We start from the raw sequence: 19037 nt of genomic DNA on the forward strand, positions 1-19037 counted from the left end.
AAAATGAAGAAACTTATATTAATAATTGCAGTTGTATTGTTTAGTATTTCTGCAAAGGCACAACAAGATCCACAGTACACACAATACATGTACAATATGAACATCATAAACCCAGCATATGCTGGGTCTTATGATGCCTTGAGCATAAACTTTTTAGGGAGGTCTCAATGGGTTGGTATAGATGGGGCACCACGAACATTAACTATGGGTATAAATTCTCCCGTTGGTAGAAATGTAGGTTTAGGCTTATCGGTTATAATAGATGAACTAGGCCCTGTAGAAGAACAAAATGTTTATGGAGATTTTTCTTACACTTTAAAAGTTGGTAAAAATGCAAAGTTAGCATTGGGGTTAAAAGCAGGTTTTACCTTCTTTAACGTTTGTTTACCTTGTCTAAGCACTGTAAATAAGAATGATGAGGCTTTTATAAATGAAAATGCAAATAAAGTATTGCCAAATTTTGGAGCTGGTGCTTTCTATTACACAAACAAATTTTATGCAGGTTTATCTATACCTAATTTGTTGCAAACATTTCATTTTGAGAAAAAAGGAGGTCAAGTAACTAGAGCATCAGAGAGAAAACATTTTTTCCTTACTTCTGGTTATGTTTTTGATTTATCAAATGATGTAAAATTAAAACCATCTATGATGGTAAAAGCTGCTGAAGGAGCACCTTTATCTATAGACTTTTCTGGAAACGTTTTATTATACGATAAATTAGAGTTTGGTCTTTCTTACAGATTAGATGAATCTGTTTCTGCATTAATTAATGTTAGAGCATCAAGAAGTTTAAGAATAGGTTATGCTTATGATTATACGTTAACAAATCTTGGTAATTTCAATTCGGGTTCACATGAGGTTTTTGTCCTATTTAATTTCGATTTTGAAAGAAATAAAATTAGATCACCAAGATTCTTCTAGACTTAACAAAACAATTATGAAAAAAACAATACAAATTACAGTCATACTTTTATTTAGCTCTTTTGCCATATTTGGACAAACAAAAGAAACTAAAAAAGCAGATACCTATTTCGAAAACTTATCTTATGCATCGGCTGCGGAAACTTATAAAGCATTAGCAGAAGAAAACGCAACAGAACATGTTTTAAAAAGATTAGGAGATAGCTATTATTTTAATGTAAAGATGGTAGATGCATCAGAAGCTTATCGCAAGTTATTTAATGAATTTCCAAATCAAACACCAGAACATATTTTTAGATACGCACAAACTTTAAGAAGTATTGATAAGTTCGAAGATTCTAAAATGTGGATGAAAAAATTTCACCAAGCAAAAAAAGGAGATACAAGAGGTGTTCATTTTACAGATGAAGAGCTTTCTTTAGATGAATTAATAAAAGGAAAACCTGGGTATGAAGTAACAAATCAAAGAAGTATAAATACAAAGTATTCAGACTTTGGAGTTACAGATTATGGGAATACGATTCTTTTCTCATCACCTAGAAATAGAAATATATATGTAAAAAGAAACCACAATAGAAATGATAAAAACTTTTTGGATATCTATAAAGTTATCAAAGAAAAAATAACGACTATTGAAGGTGAAGATTCACAGGTTAGACCAATGTTTACAGATGAAGTTAACTCAATTTATCATGAGTCTTCTGTATCTTTTTCTCCAGATAGACAAACAATGTATTTTACAAGAAATAATTATGTAGCTGGTAAGTATAAAGTTGATGAAGAAGGTTATAATAATTTAAAAATACTAAAAGCAGAATGGGTTTATAATAAATGGACGAATATAGTAGAACTTCCTTTTAATAGTAGTGAATATTCTACGGGTCACCCCTCTGTAAGTAAAAATGGTGAAAAACTTTATTTTGCTTCAGACATGCCCGGAGGAATTGGTGCAACAGATATCTATGTTGTAGATATTAAAACTGATGGTTCTTTTGGTGCAGTTCAAAATTTAGGTTCTGAAGTAAATACAGAAGGTAGAGAGATGTTTCCTTTTATTTCAGATGAAGAAGTATTATATTTTTCTTCAGACGGTCATTTTGGTATTGGAGCTCTAGATGTTTTTGCAACTAAAAAAGAAAAAGGACTTTATAAAAAACCAGTTAATTTAAAAGCACCTGTAAATTCTAAATTAGATGATTTTGCATTTTCTATAAACTCAGTAACTAAAAAAGGTTATTTGTCTTCAAATAGAGAAGGTGGTGTTGGTGATGATGATATTTATGCGGTTGTAGAATTAGAGCAACCAGAAGTTGTTAAAACGGCTTGTACACAAATAGTTTCTGGAACTGTAAAAGATAAAAAATATCAGAATCCATTACCTGGTACAAAGTTAATTTTAAAAGACGCAAATGGTACAGTTGTTAAAGAAGTATATGCAGATGCAAATGCATCATTTACCTTTACATTACCTTGTAATAAACAATATACAATAGATGCTGTAAAAGAATATTATCAACCAGATACAGCGTCTTTTGTAACAACTAAAGAACAAAAAATAGCGCTTAATTTAAATTTTGACATGCAAATAATATCGGATTTTGCTTATAATGAAAGAGGAGAATTAGTTATTGATATTAAGCCTATTTATTTTGATTATGACAAATCTAATATTAGAGAAGATGCAGCAATAGAACTAAATAATATTGTTCGTGTTATGAAAAAGTATCAGAAAATAGTAATAAGATCTAGTTCACATACAGATGCAAGAGGTAAAGAAGAGTATAATGAAGCTTTATCAGATAGAAGAGCAAAATCTTCAGTAGCTTATATTATTAACAAAGGAATTAATTCTAACAGAATTTCAGGAAAAGGCTTTGGTGAAACAAGATTGGTAAATGGCTGTATAGACAATGATAGACATACAAATAGCGTAAAATGTACCAAAGAAGAACATCAAGCAAATAGAAGAACAGAGTTTGTTATTATAAAAATGTAATAGATAATTATTTACAATTTAAGAAGAGTCTTTTATAAGGCTCTTTTTTTTTGTGCCATAAATCAAAGAATTACAAGAAATTGATTAATTTCGCAATCTTATAAGAAAAGATACATAATGAAAGCGAAATTTCCTGAGTATAAAGGTCTTGACTTGCCAAAAGTAGCAGAAGAAATTCTAAACTATTGGGAACAAAATAACATATTTGAAAAAAGTGTAACTACAAGAGAAGGTGCAGAACCTTATGTTTTCTTTGAAGGACCTCCTTCTGCAAACGGACTTCCAGGAGTTCACCATGTTTTAGCGAGAGCGATTAAAGATATTTTTCCGCGCTATAAAACCATGAAAGGATACCAAGTAAAGCGTAAAGCTGGTTGGGATACGCATGGTCTACCAATAGAGTTAGGTGTAGAAAAAGAATTAGGAATTACTAAAGAAGACATTGGTAAGAAAATTTCTGTGGAAGATTATAATGCAGCCTGTAGAAAAGCAGTAATGCGTTACACGGATATTTGGAATGATTTAACTCAGAAAATGGGGTATTGGGTAGATATGGAAGATCCATATATTACTTATGAACCAAAATATATGGAATCTGTTTGGTGGTTGCTAAAAGAGATTTATAATAAAGAATTAATTTACAAAGGTTATACCATTCAGCCTTATTCACCAAAAGCAGGTACAGGTTTAAGTTCTCACGAACTAAATCAACCAGGAACTTACCAAGATGTAACAGATACTACAATTGTTGCGCAATTTAAGGCAGTAGAAAATACACTTCCAGGTTTTTTACAAAACGAAGGAACTATTCATTTTATAGCTTGGACAACAACTCCTTGGACGCTGCCAAGTAATACAGCATTAACTGTTGGGCCAAAAATTGAGTATGTTTTAGTAGATACTTTCAATCAATATACGTTTGAACCAACAAAAGTTGTGTTGGCAAAAAAATTAGTTGGAAAACAATTTGGAGGGAAAAATAGTGTTCGAGTTGAAACCTTAGAAGAACTAAAAGCGTATAATTCTGGTGATAAAAAGATTCCTTTTTATGTAGTAAAAGAATTTATAGGTAAAGATTTAGTTGGAATTAAGTACGAGCAATTATTAGATTACGATTGTAAGTTTGAAAACAAACAAGACGCTTTTAGAATAATTTCTGGAGATTTTGTAACTACAGAAGATGGAACAGGAATTGTACACACCGCGCCAACTTTTGGAGCAGATGATGCTTTAGTAGCAAAACAAGCAGTGCCTCCAATTCCACCCTTATTAATTAAGGATGAAAATGATAATTTAGTTCCTTTAGTAGATTTACAAGGTAGATTCAGAAAAGAAATTAAGGATGATATTTATGGTTTTGCAGGAGAATATGTTAAAGCAGAATATTTAAATGAAAAAGATTTAGAAGTAGCATTAGAAATTCAACAAGAAAAATTAACGGAGGTTTTAAAAAATCAAGACAAATATTTATCTGTTGATGAACGTTTAGGACTGAAGTTAAAGAACGAAAACAAAGCTTTTAAAGTCGAAAAATACAAACACAGTTATCCGAATTGTTGGCGTACAGATAAACCAATTTTATATTACCCGTTAGATTCTTGGTTTATTAAAGTAACCGATGTAAAAGACAGAATGCACGAGTTGAACAAAACGATTAACTGGAAACCTGAATCTACAGGAACTGGACGTTTTGGAAACTGGTTAGCAAATGCAAACGATTGGAATTTATCTCGTTCTAGATATTGGGGAATTCCATTACCAATCTGGAGAACAGAAGATGGTAAAGAAGAAATTTGTATAGGTTCTGTAAAAGAATTAAAAGAACAGATGGCAAAGGCTGTTGAAGCTGGCGTTTTAGCAAAAGATATTTTTGAAGATTTTGAAGTCGGAAATATGACTGAAGAAAACTATGCGAAAATAGATTTACATAAGAATATTGTAGATGAAATTGTGTTGGTTTCTGCAACCGGACAACCAATGAAACGTGAAAGCGATTTAATTGATGTTTGGTTCGATTCTGGTTCTATGCCTTATGCACAATGGCATTATCCGTTTGAAAATAAAGAAAACATTGATGGTGGGAAAGCTTTTCCAGCAGACTTTATTGCAGAAGGAGTAGATCAAACAAGAGGTTGGTTTTATACCATGCATGCCATTGCAACAATGGTTTTCGATTCTATAGCATATAAAAACGTGGTTTCTAACGGATTGGTTTTAGATAAAAACGGACATAAAATGTCTAAACGTTTAGGGAATGCAACAGATCCGTTTACAACTTTATCTACCTATGGTGCAGATGCAACACGTTGGTATATGATTTCTAATGCAAATCCTTGGGACAACTTAAAATTTGATTTAGAAGGGATTGAAGAGGTAAAACGTAAGTTTTTCGGAACGTTATACAACACCTATTCGTTCTTTACTTTATATACAAACATTGATGGTTTTTCTTACAAAGAAGCAGATATTCCTTTAGAAAAAAGACCAGAATTAGATCGATGGATTTTATCTGAATTACACACTTTAATTAATAAAGTAGATAAATTCTACGAAGAATATGAACCTACGAGAGCTGCAAGAGCAATATCAGACTTTACTCAAGATTATTTAAGTAACTGGTATGTGCGTTTAAGTAGAAGACGTTTTTGGAAAGGAGATTATCAAACAGATAAGATTTCTGCATATCAAACTTTGTACACATGTATGAATACGATTGCAAAATTGGGTGCACCAATTGCACCTTTCTTTATGGATCGATTGTATCAAGATTTAAATTCTGTTACTCAAAAAGAAACATCAGAAAGTATTCATTTAGCAAATTTTCCAAAATACGATGCAAGCTTTGTAGATAAAAGTTTAGAACGTAAAATGGAAAATGCGCAAACAATATCATCTTTGGTTTTATCGTTAAGAGCGAAAGAGAAGATAAAAGTACGCCAGCCATTGCAAAAAATAATGATTCCTGTTGATAATGCACAACAGAAGGAAGAAATTTTAGCAGTTGCTGATTTAATTAAGAACGAAGTAAATATTAAAGAAATTCAGATTTTAGACGATGCTTCAGAAATTTTAATCAAACAAATTAAGCCGAATTTTAAAACATTAGGGCCAAAGTTTGGAAAAGATATGCGTTTTATAGCTGCTGAAGTTCAAAAGTTTAATCAAGAAGATATTAACAAAATAGAGAAAGATAAAAACATTCTTCTTAACGTTAATGGAAAAAATATTACTTTGGAACTCTCGGATGTAGAGATATCATCTAAAGACATAGAAGGTTGGTTAGTCGCAAATGAAGGTTCGTTAACGGTTGCTTTAGACGTTACTATAAGTGAGGAATTGCACAAAGAAGGAGTTGCTAGAGAGTTGGTAAACAGAATTCAGAATGCGCGTAAAGACACTGGTTTAGAAGTAACAGATAAAATTAAATTAACGGTTTTAAATTTCGAAAACCTACAAAAATCTATCACAGATAATAAGGAATACATTATGAGTGAAACATTAACCAAAGAATTGGTTTTTGTAGATGAGTTAAACAATGGTACAGAAATTGAATTTGATACCATTAAAAGTAGAATATTAATAGAAAAATTGTAAGAATATGTCAGACGTTAAATTAAGATATTCAGATGCAGATTTACAAGAGTTTAAAGCAATTATAGATCAAAAAATTACAAGGGCAGAAACAGATTTAGAGTCATTAGAAAGTTCGTATAAAAATAATGCTGGTAATGGTACAGATGATACATCACCATCATTTAAATCATTTGATGAAGGTTCTGAGGTAATGAGCAAAGAGTCTAATGTGCAGTTAGCAATACGACAAGAAAAGTTTATTAGAGACCTTAAAAATGCCTTAATGCGTATAGAAAATAAAACATACGGTATTTGTAGAGTTACACGTAAATTAATTCAAAAAGAGCGCTTAAAATTAGTGCCTCACGCTACTTTAAGTATTGAAGCAAAACGCAAACAATAGTATTTAAAAAAGCTTCCATTATTTGGAAGCTTTTTTTTATTGTAAACAACAAAAACTGTCGTTTGAGGGTTTTTCTGAAGTATGAAGAAAAATTGTTTCCGAAAATTCGGGAGAGAACTTATATTATTAATGAAAAATTATATCTTTCTTATTTGTTTTTTTTCAGTTTCTTTTTTAGGATTCTCTCAAAAAAAAGCAATAAAAAAATTTACAACCGCTGCGAAAACAATTAGTATTTTTACAGAAGGGTTAGATGATTTTGTGTTAGAAAATTCAGATTCTGAGTTTATAGAAGTTTTTTTGTATGCAGAAAACCCAAACAAACAGCATATTATTGTTGAAGAAAAAAATAGGGAAACGGAAATAAGATTTAAAATTCCTGTTTTTAAAAATGAAGATGAAATCTTTAGAAAGTATATTACAAAAAGATTAAAAAGAGCAACAGCAACCATTAAACTTCCAAAAAATAGTGCTATTTCTATTTTTGGAGAAAACATTAATATTACGTCTAAGAGTTACAACGGAGACTTAAGAGTTTTTATAGAAAATGGGATTGTGAAATTAGATACGATTCAGCAAAATTTAGAATTAAAAGTGTTCTCTGGCAATATCTTAGGAACTTTTAAAAAGACAAACCTTAAAGCAGTTTCTAATCTTGGGAAAATTAAAATTGACGGCAATTTTTATCAAAAAAAATATCAAGAAAAAGAACTTTCAGTAACTACAAAAGTATCAATTACTACAATAAAAGGGAATATTTTCTTAACACACCAATAAATATAATAATAGTGTTATTTTTGTGTCCATAAAATCAAAAAAAATGTCAAAGAAGAAGCTGGCAATTCTTACTATAATTATCGCTATTTTATTAGATCAGATTATAAAAATCTATGTAAAAACTCACTTTGTTTTAGGTGAAGAAGTCTTAGTTTTCGATTGGTTTAGAATCCATTTTACCGAAAACAACGGAATGGCAATGGGTTTTGAATTTGGTGGTAAAGCAGGAAAACTTTTTTTAACTTTATTTAGATTGGTTGCAGTTTCTGCAATTATTTATTGGTTAATTGGTACTATAAAAAGTAAAGTACACAATGCTGTAATTATAGCAATATCTTTAATTTTTTCTGGTGCAGTTGGTAATATTATAGATTCTGTTTTTTACGGAGTTATTTTTGATAATTCTAATCATAAAATAGCAACGTTATTTACAGACAAGCCATACGGCACTTTGTTTCATGGTAAAGTTGTAGATATGTTTTATTTTCCTCTTTGGCAAGGAACATTACCAGAATGGATTCCTTTTATGGGAGGAGAATTCTTTACTTTCTTTCAATATATATTTAATCCTGCAGATGCTTTTATTTCTGTTGGAGTTGCGTTATTATTTATTTTTAACAAACAAGCTTTTCCTAAAGAAGAGAAGAGAGTAGAAGCATAATTGTTTTTAGAGATTACAAAGAAAAAGACATAAATTCCTTGTTTTTAATGATAAACAGATGTTCTTTATAGCACTTCGTTTCAAATTGGAGTCGCTATAACTAACAATGTGCAATACATAGTCTAAGAGGTACTTAGGTTAATATACTATAACTTTGAGTGAGTTTTAGTTTTTGGTAAAAATAGATCAATTTTTATTTTTGTTTAAAATCAGAAGTTAATAGGAACACTTTAATTCTTAATGATTTAAGAAGGTTATTTTTAAAATAAAGAAAGGCTGTCAAAATTAATTTTGACAGCCTTTCTTATTTAAGCATTGTTACTTTCCTGTTTTTATTAGAATCCGCTTCCAGGAGCTTCAGGGCTTGCAGCTTGAGCTTTCTGCGGATTTAAGATCATATAGGTTCCTAATGCAGTTAGGGCTGCATATTTACCATAGCTTCCAATTTTCTTAATAGCATCTTTACGAGTAATTTCTTGTGATTTATCGTGAGTATTTTCGTTTTGTTTTTTCATGATATTTTGTCTTTAAAATTCTCGTTATTATTCTAAAATTATTTTTTTGTTTAATTTCCCGTTTTCTGTTTCAAGTTTTACTAAGTAAATACCTTTAGACAATTGTGGTAAAGAAATATCTTTAACACCAGTAGAATTAAAAGAGGTTTGTTTTACTTGTTTCCCTAAGATATTATAAATAGTTAAGTTTGTATTTCCTAAAGGTAAACCTGTAAGTCTTAAGTTAGAGTTATTAGTTTTATATACACTAACATTCTCTAAACTTAAGTTGTCTTTAACACTTAAAGACTTGTTATAAGTAGTATGAATGTAAAATTGACCAATATCTTTACTATCTTCTTCTAAAGTTATTTTATAGTCTTTTTCTGTAAGATTAATAAACTTATTATTTACTCTATCTTCTAAGAAAACATTTATATTTTCAGGTAGATTTAAACCTTCTATAGAAAATGTTAAGACTTCTTGTGATTTAGCAATAACTCCAACAGGTACTACCATGTCTTCGTAGTTTGCGTTTGGTAAAGCTTGTATGGCAAAATTTACACCATTACTATTACTTGGTAAATGTGTAAAAATATTAAAATTAGAACTTACTCCTGTAAAAGTACCTATATCAGAACCAGGGTCTAAACCAATAGTTTTGTTTTCTATATATCTAATTTTTGTTGAAGAGTTTTTAGTTCCATCAGTAAGTTGTAAAATAATTTCTGGATAGCTTGTACCACTTTTTAGAAAAATATCTCCAGAATGGTGATTTTGCATGTCTTCAGTAAAACTAACATAAGTACCACCTGCATCAGGAGCATGAACAAAAAATCCTTGTCCTGGAGCAATATAGAAGGCTGCATCATCTACAGATTTTTCTACATAATTTGTTCCATCCCATAAATATAAACCAGCTCTTGAAGGATCAAGGTTTTCGGCATCAATATTTACTTTCAAAAAGTTATTCGTTGCATCAGCAGTATTACTACCACTTAAAGGTGCTGTATATGGGTTACCTACTAAGTTCCATCTATTTCCTGCAGGGTTATCTCCACCATCAGTAATAGGGTAAGTTTTATCAGTAGTATTTAAAGTTCCTGAGAAAATTAAGTTACCTGCAGTACTTTTTTGTATTGAATATCCTTTACCTGCAGTATATGTTCCTGCAGTAGTTAGGGGGTTTGCACCTGTTCCTATACCTGTTGCACCTGTGTAGTAGTTCCAACGAGAAGCACTTACAACGTTATTTACATAAGGAGCAATTGCATATTTATTTCCACTAGTATTAACCTTTCCAGAATGACTACTAATGTTTATACCTGAAATTGGAGCGGAAATTAAATGCCAGTTTGCACTTAAATCTCTCTTATAATTAACATTACTAATTCCTGTATGATTTCCTTTAAGTATTAAAGAACCGTTAGTACCCCAATTTGATAATATAGTTAATTCTCCATTTTGGTTCAAATTACCGTTGATTGTTATAGAATAACCTTCTACTATATACAAAACTCCACCTATACTTATACTTAAATCGTTCACAGTAACATTTGTTTTATCTAAGAAAATAATTTTAGTAGCTACATCAACATTATCTGTGCTAATAGGTAATCTTCCTAATGACCAGTTACTAAGAACTGACCACACTCCAAATGCTGGGATAAATAAATTTGTTTGATTTGCTTGTGTTGTGAAATTTAAAGAAGTAGCATCAGTAAGAGCAATACCTGCATAATTATTACCAAGAGCATCTTTAAAAGCTGTATTACTTATTTGAATATAATAGCCTGTATTTAAATCAAAATCAGAAGAAAGATTTATAGTCACAGTATTAGTCTCTACAGTAACAGCAGCTGTAGTAACATCTATAACTTCAAAAGATCTATCATCTGATGTCTGTCTTATAAATATATATCCTGTTCCCTTACTAATATTTTCATTAAATGTTAATGTAATATTTTGGTTAAGAACTACTCCTGTTGAGTCGTCTGTAGGGTTAGAGGAAGTTAAAGTTGGGCCAGCATTATCTACAACAAACGTATTATTGTTCGTTCCTGTTGATGTTAAATTAGTTAATACATTACCAACTATATCAGTAATATTTTGTCCACTTGCAAAAGCTAAGGTAACTGTTGCGTTTAAACTTGCTAAATTTCCACCAGAAGTTGTTACTCTGTAAACATTCCCACTTGGGTTAGTTACCGATGCAATTGATGCGGTTGTTCCGTTAACTGAAAAATCATCTGCACTTACATTTACTACAGCGCTATCAAAAGTTACATCCCATACTAAGGCATCTGCATTTGTAGGGCTTGTTGTAGGGCTTTGACGAGTAATACTGCTAATAAGTGGATTAGTATTATCTAATACAAACGTATTATTGTTTGTACCAGTTGGTGTTAAATTAGTTAATACATTACTAGAAGCATCAGTAATATTTTGTCCACTTGCAAAAACTAAGGTAACTGTTGCATTTAAACTTGCTAAATTTCCACCAGAAGTTGTTACTCTGTATACATTCCCATTTGGGTTAGTTACCGATGCAATTGATGCAGTTGTTCCGTTAACTGAAAAATCATTTTCACTTACATTTACTACAGCGCTATCAAAAGTTACATCCCAAGCTAAAGCATCAGCATTTGTTGCACTAGTTGTTGGGCTTTGACGAGTAATACTTGTAATACCAGGAGCAATACCATCAATAGCGATAGCTGTATTAGCACCTAAAGAGTTAGCAGCACCTGGAGAAGCTAATGTTAATGTAGCATTACTACCACCAGCATCCTGAATACTAGTTCCTGCAGTTAATGAGTTTATTGCCGTATAATCTAAATCTGCACTTTCATCTCCCGCTTGAACAGTATATGTAAAGAAAAGGGTATTACTACCACTACCAGTTCCATTATAATTAATGGTTCTATCTATTGTACCAGTTTCTAAAGTTAATTGAGGTGTACCAGAAACAGTTACGTTTTCTGAGAATATAACACTAATTATTATATCATTACCAGTACCGTACGTTCCATTAGATGTAAAAGAGCTTACACCATTTATAATAGGTGCTACTGCACTTGATATAACCGTAGTTGTATTATCTGTAGTTGTATCTGCACTATCATTAACAGCAACTGTAAAAGTTGTAATTTCTGAAGTGCTTGTTCTGTTGTCTGTTGGGTTAAAGGATAATGCTCTTAATTTAGCTTGTAAATCTAAAGGAGAAGTACTTGCTATAACATAAGGTCCTGAACCAGTTAAACTAGTACCAGTTAAAACACCTTTTGCATTATCATCTAAAGTTATAGTTGCAGATAGGTTATCTCCATCTGCATCTGAAGTTGTTATGGAAGAAAAGGGAGTTAGAGTAGCATTGTCATTTACTGTTTGTCCTGCAGAAGTACCACCAATTACTGGAACTGTGTTCGCAACAACTGCATCCCATTTAAAAGCATCTAAACCTAAATAATCTAAATTTCCAGTTCCAGAAAAAACTAATTCATCTATTATTTTGTTAGAATTATCTACACCTCCTTCTGAAACAAAATTAATATGTGTATAACCATTACTAGGAGTAAAATTAGGTTTTACATCTGCAAAACCATTAGTTTTAGTAATTGTGAAAACTGGAGTGGTATTACCATCTTTTTTACCAATTATTGTTAAGGTGCCAGTATGTGCACTCAATGTTTTTCTGGAACAAAAAAGATATAATTCTTTTACGGTAAAATAATTTGTATTATTAGTTTTTATTGTAAAGTTAGTTCCGTCATTTTCAATATATTGACTTTTATTGTCTATAAATTTATTATCTGCACCACTACCATTCCAACCAGCACCATTGAATAATTCTATATTATATAAATCTCCTGGAGAAGTAGAAGTTATATTAAATACCTGGCCATTATTGGTAAAAGATCTTGAGCCAGTAGTTTCAGTCTCAAAATCTTCCGTAGTTTGAGCAAACGAGAAGTTGCTAATTAAAATAAATAAAAATAAAAAATGAGTAATTTTTTTCATGTCTTTTAATATTTAGTTGTTGAGGAATAGTTTTACAAACAAAGCTAAATAACAAACAAGAGAGTTCCAAAAAAATGTCGTGAGTGAACCCTTTTTTGTCGTGAATGATTTTTTTTGGTTAAAAAGAGATGCTTTAGTTTATTTTTTAGTTTAAAAAGTCTTTGTAGATTTTACAAAGGATGCTATTCAAATTAAATTTAGATGAATTTGTTTTTTTGAAAAAGGTTCTAAAAATCATCAATTTTATGTTGTGGATAATTCAATTGATGCTTATTTAGTCGTTTCTGTAGATTAAAAAAGGAATAATTTTAAATAGAAAAAGGTTGCCATGTTATTATGGCAACCTTTGTTTATAAGTACTATTATCCCCCAATATTAATACTTAATTATTAAAATCCGCTTCCAGGAGCCTCAGGGCTTGCAGCTTGTGCTTTCTGTGGACTTAAGATCATATAGGTTCCTAATGCAGTTAGGGCTGCATATTTACCATAGCTTCCAATTTTCTTAATAGCATCTTTACGAGTAATTTCTTGCGGTTTATCGTGAGTATTTTCGTTTTGTTTTTTCATGATGTTTTGTCTTTTAAAATTACTGTAATTATTCTAAAATTATTTTCTTATTCAATTTGCCGTTTTCTGTTTCAAGTTTTACTAAGTAAATACCTTTAGACAATTGTGGTAAAGAAATATCTTTAACACCATTAGAATTAAAAGAGGTTTGTTTTACTTGTTTCCCTAAGATATTATAAATAGTTAAGTTTGTATTTCCTAAAGGTAAACCTGTAAGTCTTAAGTTAGAATTGTTAGTTTTATATACGCTAACATTGTCTAAGTTTAAGTTATTTTCTATACTTAAAGATTTGCTAGAAGTAGTATGTATGTAAAATTGACCTACATCTTTACTATCTTCTTCTAAAGTTATTTTATAGTCTTTTTCTGTAAGATTAATAAACTTATTATTTACTCTATCTTCTAAGAAAACATTTATATTTTCAGGTAAATTTAAGCTTTCAATAGAAAGTGTTAAAGTTTCGTTCGCTTTAGCAATAATTCCTATAGGTATTACCATGTCTTCATAATTACTTTTAGGTAGTGTTTGAATTGCTAGTTTTCTACCATCGTTATCACTTAATAATTGAGTATATACAGCTAAATCATATGTTACACCACCAAACATTTTAGAATCATATCCATTGTCAAAGCCTTTGGTCTTATTTTCTGCATAAAATACTCTTGTAGATTTTTTATCTCCATCATTTTCAATAAATAGTTCAAAAGATGGTGCAGGTTCTTTTTTCGAAAATGTATCTGATTGATGACTTTGATTAGAGCTAGAATATGTAAGATTCATTGTTCCTCCTGGTAATGCATTAAATGCTTCTACAAAGAAACCTTGTGTAGGTGCAATTTCTAAAGGAGTCATGGCATTACGAGTTGTGTATTGTGTACCATCCCAAAGCCAAATTGTTTGTTCTTCCAATTTCGATGAATTCTGATTCGTAAGTGTAAAAGAATTGATAAAAGAAGTATATGGATTTCCTAATAAGTTAAAATTATTTCTTGAGCCAGTTGTAATAGGAACAGTTACATTAAAAGGATTTATGTTACCAGTAATAGCTATATTACCAGGAGTCGCTAACTTTACTGAGGCACCATACCCACGTACTACAGGGCCTGTAGAGGCCGCGTTTGCGTACGTCCAAGGATTGCTTCCATCGTTGTTATATAAAGCCACACCTATATTACTTCCTGTTCCTGAAGCAAAGGTATTGTTGGCAATTAAATCATCTTGCGTTGTATTATTAAAAGGAGTTGCTACTAAGTACCAGTTGGTTGTTGGTAAATTTCTAGTATAGGTTACCTTTGCATTTACTGTTGAATTTGCAATTAAAGAAGCGCCAGAACTAATGTTTATGGTGTTTACAGTAACTGATGTATAGGTAGTTACAGGAAACGGTGTTCCAGCAGGAATAATAACATCAGATGTACTGGTAGGAACCGTATTGGTATTCCAGTTAGAAGGTTCAGACCAATTAATATTTGTTACTCCTATCCAAGTTACTGTATTGGTTTGAGTAACTGTAGAAACATCTACATCATTAGATGTATTTCCAGCGGTATCTTCTGCTGCTACTACAAAATTATTATTACTTTCTGCGGTTAAGCTCACAGCAAAACTCCAAGTATTTCCTATTACAGTTGCAGAACCTAAAGAAGTTGCATTATCAGCAGTTCCGTCGTTATTAGCATCTGCGTAAGCGTTTACAGTAACTCCATTTTCAGTATGTGTACCCGAAATTGTTTGTGTAGTGGTACCTACAGTTATTGCACTAGCAGGAGTAGTAACTACTGGGTCTGTTGGACCGGCAGTATTATCTATCGTTAATTCAAAACTCGTTGCATCAGTAGCTGTGTTACCAGCTAAGTCTGTAACAGTAGCAACTACTTCATAACTTACTCCATTTACAAAAGTACCTAATGTACCAGCGGCAGGTGTATCGGTCCCTACATTTACAGTCCAATTTCCAGTTCCGTTAGGTACTACATTATATGTTGCCCCATTTACAATAACAGTCATCGTTTCACTACTAGGTAAAGCAGTACCTAAAGCGTTTGTTCCTGTAATAGTAGGTGTTACATTATTTGTCGTTTGTGCAACAACTGTTGGAACTGTAGGATCTGTAGTATCTATAGTTATTTCAAAATTACTAATATCAGTAGCGGTATTTCCAGCTAGATCTGTTACGGTAGCAACTACTTCAAAACTAACTCCACCTATAAAAGTACCTATTGAACCAGCAGCAGGTGTATCAGATCCTATATCTAGGCTCCAATTACCACTAGCATTTGGGACTACATTATATGTTGCTCCATTTACAGTAACTGTCATGGTTTCACCTGTAGGTAAAGCAGTGCCTAAAGCGTTTGTTCCTGTAATAGTAGGAGTTGTGTCATTGGTTGTTTGTTGAACAACTGTTGGAACTGCAGGATCATCTGTATCAACAGTTACAGATTGATTTGGTGAGCTTAAAGTTATACGATTCAATTCAGCACGCGCTGATATCGTAGCTGTAGCGTTGTTTCGCAAAGAACCAAAAACGGCAGGAAAACGAAAAGCGAAAACTCCCATTGAATTTGTTGTTCCTGTTACTCCAAAAGTAGTTGTTGGAGTACCGTTTATAATTAAAGTAATTATACTACCTGGTTCTGCTGTACCATTTACAGTTGGTTTATTATCATTGGTAATATAATCAGTAGTACTTGCTCCTGTATCATCAGAAATACTTGTAATAACAACAGGAGTATTATTTACTTGATTTACTGTAATAGTAAATGTTCTATTATCTGAAGTGTCATCGTCACCAACATTCGCTGTGCCACCATTATCCATAATGTTTACCATAACTGTTGCAGTACCAAAAAGATTAGTTGCTGTAGTATAGGTTAAATTACCTGATGCATCAATAGCTGGTTGTGCACTAAATAAGCCATTATTATTATTAGACACATTAAAAAGAAGTGTTTGTGTTACTTCTGCATCTCCATCTTCTAAAGCTGTTGCAAAACCTGTTACAGTTTGTGGGCCTGCATCTTCATCAACCACTTCTTGCGTTCTTACTGTAAAACTTGGTTCGTCATTTACTGCAGTAATGTCAAAAGTTACTGTTGCATTGTTGGAATTAGCTGTACCATCATTTGTTGTAAAGGCTATTATTCCAGCTAAAGTACCATTCAAACCCGCTGTTGGTGTAAACGTTGCTGCATCTAAAGCCTTGTTTATGTCAGTTAATGAACCTTCTGCTGTAAAACTAGCAGATCCATTACCTGCGCCTCCAAAGGTGATACCTGAAGTACCCAAAGTTAAAATACCTCCTGTAATGGTAAATGTTGCTGTTTGTGTATCTCCTGCTTCTGCGTCTGTAATACTTACAGTGTCATCTAAAGCGATATTTGTATCATCTTCGGCTACTGTTGGTGCAGGAAATGCAGTTGCTATTGGAGCATTATTTACTGATCCTAAAGTTAATTGATCAAAAACTATTTGTTCTTGATTACCTCCTGAAAAATTAGAAGTAATTGTAATCGAGTTTACTCCAATAAAACCCAGTGCAACATCAGTTGAAGAAGCAAAGGTATTAGTTTCATTAACAGCGGTATTTGTGCCTCCTGTTGGTGTAAATGTCCAGGTTCTTGAGTGAATTGTTTGAGCACTAATAACTCTAATGGTATTTACGTTTACAGGTATGCTAAAAGAAATAATCATTTCTTCAGTATTTGTTGATCCGCTATTATGGAAAGCTATTTGATTTGTACCAAATGCTGGAACATTTGCAATAGCAGTATTGTTAGCTCCACTGTTTTTAGTAACTATGGTCATTGTTATTCCAGAAATTGTTTCTGTTACATCAGTTGGTGTATTGTCTGTTGTTGTTGCAGGTGTAAGGTCAAAGGTTTGTGAATTGGTTGTTAAACAAAAAGAAATGAAAAATAGAGATAGAAAGACATTCTTTCTAATTTTTTTGCTTTTACTGCTAAAAAATAAAAAATTGTAAAGTTGTTGCATAAGATAGTTTTTTAGTTGGAATTGTTTATGTGAAATCATGCTAATAAACCAACAGCAATAAATTTTTTATTAGTGTTGGTTTATTTTTAATATAATTGAATATTGTTAGTTTCTTGAAGGAAAAATACCTACTAAGGCAATAATGTAATTTATTGTTAAATATGGTTGCATAATATTATGTGCTTGGCTTCCTCCATTGTTTAAAATAGTTAAATCAGCATTTCCGCTTAAAGTTTGCCCATTTACAACACTACCAGCTGCTGGTGGACCAAAAGATTTAACATTTTGAACACCTAAGCTAGCTGGTATATTTGCAATTGCTGGAACATCTCCAGCTTGAGGAGTTTCATTAACAGCAGTTTTAGTACTTAATTGTGCGTGTTGGTCTGCAGCTGCACTATTACTAGTTAAATGATTATGAGAAGGCATTTCAAGAATTGTTAATTTATTGGTTGGGGCACCTCCTCTTTGTCCCAATTTATAACTAGGTAAGCCTGGTCCATTTCTAGGTCCTATAGCAACTCTACCACGTAAATCTGGTAGCGCAAAAGATGTTCTTCCATCACCACCGTAAGTAGTTCCAAGTATAGCAAAAAGGGCTTGGTTTTGAGAAATAGACAATAATTGACCATCACAATAGGCCCATCCTCTAGGAGCAAAATTCCCAGCAAATATTTTTATTTCCCCTATAAGAGGAGTGTCTTGTGCGTTACCTTCTGTGTTTGATAGTAGACAGATAAAGAGTAAAGCGATAAATTTAATTTTTAGTTTCATAATGTAAGAAATTTTGTTGGTTAAGGTGTTTCAAATTTATTATTAATGCTTTATTGGTTTTAGAGTACTTATACCTAAAAAGTAAATGGGGGTATAAATACCTGTTCATTATGTATTTGTATTCTTTTTTTTAGAATATAATTCTAAACTAAAATCTGGAGTCATTTCTATTAACTTTCAGTCTCAAAATCTTCCGTGGTTTGAGCAAACGAGAAGTTGCTGATAAAAATAAAAAATGAGTAATTTTTTTCATGTCTTTTAATATTTAGTTGTTGGGAATAGTTTTAAAATCAAAGCTAAATAACAAACAAGAGAGTTCCAAAAAAATGTCGTGAGTGGGCACTTTTTTGTCGTGAATGATTTTTTTTAATTAAAAAGAGATGCTTTTAGTTTATTTTTTAGTTCAAAAAGTCTTTGTAGATTTTACAAAGGATGCTATTCAAATTAAATTTAGATGAATTTGTTTTTTTTTTTTAAAAAAAAGGGTTCTAAATATTATCAATTTTCTGTTATTTATGATTGCATGCTATAGATAATTCAATTCATACTTTTTTAGTATTTTCTATAGGTCAAAAAAGGAATAATTTTTAAATAGAAAAAGGTTGCCATGTTATTATGGCAACCTTCGTTTATAAGTACTATTATCCCCCAATATTAATACTTAATTATTAGAATCCGCTTCCAGGAGCTTCTGGGCTTGCAGCTTGAGCTTTCTGCGGACTTAATATCATATAAGTTCCTAATGCAGTTAGGGCTGCATATTTACCATAGTTTCCAATTTTCTTAATAGCATCTTTACGAGTAATTTCTTGTGATTTATCGTGAGTATTTTCGTTTTGTTTTTTCATGATATTT

12 protein-coding genes are annotated in these 19037 nt (G+C 31.5%); 6 read left to right on the forward strand and 6 right to left on the reverse strand.

The window, feature by feature from the left end; genetic code table 11:
- Positions 1-3: 3 nt before the first annotated feature.
- The 6 genes from CW731_RS11800 to CW731_RS11825 all read left to right on the forward strand — a co-directional run bounded on the left by CW731_RS11800 (position 4) and on the right by CW731_RS11825 (position 8331).
- Positions 4-921 (forward strand): type IX secretion system membrane protein PorP/SprF, encoded by a 918-nt coding sequence (locus CW731_RS11800; RefSeq protein WP_100947699.1) that lies wholly within the window; start codon positions 4-6, stop codon positions 919-921.
- Between the two features lie 16 nt (positions 922-937).
- The gene (locus tag CW731_RS11805) at positions 938-2917 is read left to right on the forward strand and encodes an OmpA family protein (RefSeq protein WP_232734667.1); all 1980 of its coding nucleotides are present in this window, start codon (positions 938-940) and stop codon (positions 2915-2917) included.
- 117 nt (positions 2918-3034) lie between these two features.
- A complete protein-coding gene (gene ileS, locus CW731_RS11810; RefSeq protein WP_100946922.1) occupies positions 3035-6511 on the forward strand; it encodes an isoleucine--tRNA ligase in 3477 nt (1158 codons plus the stop codon).
- Positions 6512-6515: 4 nt separating this feature from the next.
- Complete coding sequence (locus CW731_RS11815; RefSeq protein ID WP_100946923.1) at positions 6516-6893, forward strand: molecular chaperone DnaK; 378 nt, start codon at positions 6516-6518, stop codon at positions 6891-6893.
- Positions 6894-7022: 129 nt separating this feature from the next.
- Entirely contained in the window at positions 7023-7670 is a 648-nt protein-coding gene (locus tag CW731_RS11820; protein WP_100946924.1) for a hypothetical protein, read from the forward strand.
- Between the two features lie 43 nt (positions 7671-7713).
- Positions 7714-8331, forward strand: a complete 618-nt coding sequence (locus CW731_RS11825; RefSeq protein ID WP_100946925.1) for a lipoprotein signal peptidase — start codon at positions 7714-7716, stop codon at positions 8329-8331.
- A 335-nt stretch (positions 8332-8666) separates the two neighbouring features.
- On the opposite strand, the gene CW731_RS11830 is transcribed toward CW731_RS11825, so the two are convergent.
- The 6 genes from CW731_RS11830 to CW731_RS11855 all read right to left on the reverse strand — a co-directional run bounded on the left by CW731_RS11830 (position 8667) and on the right by CW731_RS11855 (position 19030).
- Positions 8667-8846, reverse strand: a complete 180-nt coding sequence (locus CW731_RS11830) for a hypothetical protein (protein ID WP_100946926.1) — start codon at positions 8844-8846, stop codon at positions 8667-8669.
- A 27-nt stretch (positions 8847-8873) separates the two neighbouring features.
- Complete coding sequence (locus tag CW731_RS11835) at positions 8874-12845, reverse strand: Ig-like domain-containing protein (protein WP_100946927.1); 3972 nt, start codon at positions 12843-12845, stop codon at positions 8874-8876.
- 389 nt (positions 12846-13234) lie between these two features.
- A complete protein-coding gene (locus CW731_RS11840) occupies positions 13235-13414 on the reverse strand; it encodes a hypothetical protein (RefSeq protein WP_100946928.1) in 180 nt (59 codons plus the stop codon).
- Between the two features lie 28 nt (positions 13415-13442).
- Positions 13443-17408 (reverse strand): Ig-like domain-containing protein, encoded by a 3966-nt coding sequence (locus CW731_RS11845; RefSeq protein WP_157812225.1) that lies wholly within the window; start codon positions 17406-17408, stop codon positions 13443-13445.
- 105 nt (positions 17409-17513) lie between these two features.
- Complete coding sequence (locus CW731_RS11850) at positions 17514-18182, reverse strand: phage tail protein (protein WP_100946930.1); 669 nt, start codon at positions 18180-18182, stop codon at positions 17514-17516.
- A 668-nt stretch (positions 18183-18850) separates the two neighbouring features.
- Complete coding sequence (locus CW731_RS11855) at positions 18851-19030, reverse strand: hypothetical protein (protein WP_100946931.1); 180 nt, start codon at positions 19028-19030, stop codon at positions 18851-18853.
- Positions 19031-19037 lie beyond the last annotated feature (7 nt).

It is taken from the genome of Polaribacter sp. ALD11 (genome assembly GCF_002831685.1).
Lineage (GTDB): Bacteria > Bacteroidota > Bacteroidia > Flavobacteriales > Flavobacteriaceae > Polaribacter.

Excerpts from the sequence above, each read along its gene's own strand:
- ileS (WP_100946922.1), top strand. The coding sequence starts at position 3,035 with ATGAAAGCGAAATTTCCTGAGTATAAAGGTCTTGACTTGCCAAAAGTA.
- CW731_RS11840 (WP_100946928.1), bottom strand. The coding sequence starts at position 13,414 with ATGAAAAAACAAAACGAAAATACTCACGATAAACCGCAAGAAATTACT.
- CW731_RS11800 (WP_100947699.1), top strand. The coding sequence starts at position 4 with ATGAAGAAACTTATATTAATAATTGCAGTTGTATTGTTTAGTATTTCT.
- CW731_RS11805 (WP_232734667.1), top strand. The coding sequence starts at position 938 with ATGAAAAAAACAATACAAATTACAGTCATACTTTTATTTAGCTCTTTT.
- CW731_RS11845 (WP_157812225.1), bottom strand. The coding sequence starts at position 17,408 with ATGCAACAACTTTACAATTTTTTATTTTTTAGCAGTAAAAGCAAAAAA.
- CW731_RS11830 (WP_100946926.1), bottom strand. The coding sequence starts at position 8,846 with ATGAAAAAACAAAACGAAAATACTCACGATAAATCACAAGAAATTACT.
- CW731_RS11825 (WP_100946925.1), top strand. The coding sequence starts at position 7,714 with ATGTCAAAGAAGAAGCTGGCAATTCTTACTATAATTATCGCTATTTTA.
- CW731_RS11820 (WP_100946924.1), top strand. The coding sequence starts at position 7,023 with ATGAAAAATTATATCTTTCTTATTTGTTTTTTTTCAGTTTCTTTTTTA.
- CW731_RS11815 (WP_100946923.1), top strand. The coding sequence starts at position 6,516 with ATGTCAGACGTTAAATTAAGATATTCAGATGCAGATTTACAAGAGTTT.
- CW731_RS11835 (WP_100946927.1), bottom strand. The coding sequence starts at position 12,845 with ATGAAAAAAATTACTCATTTTTTATTTTTATTTATTTTAATTAGCAAC.
- CW731_RS11850 (WP_100946930.1), bottom strand. The coding sequence starts at position 18,182 with ATGAAACTAAAAATTAAATTTATCGCTTTACTCTTTATCTGTCTACTA.
- CW731_RS11855 (WP_100946931.1), bottom strand. The coding sequence starts at position 19,030 with ATGAAAAAACAAAACGAAAATACTCACGATAAATCACAAGAAATTACT.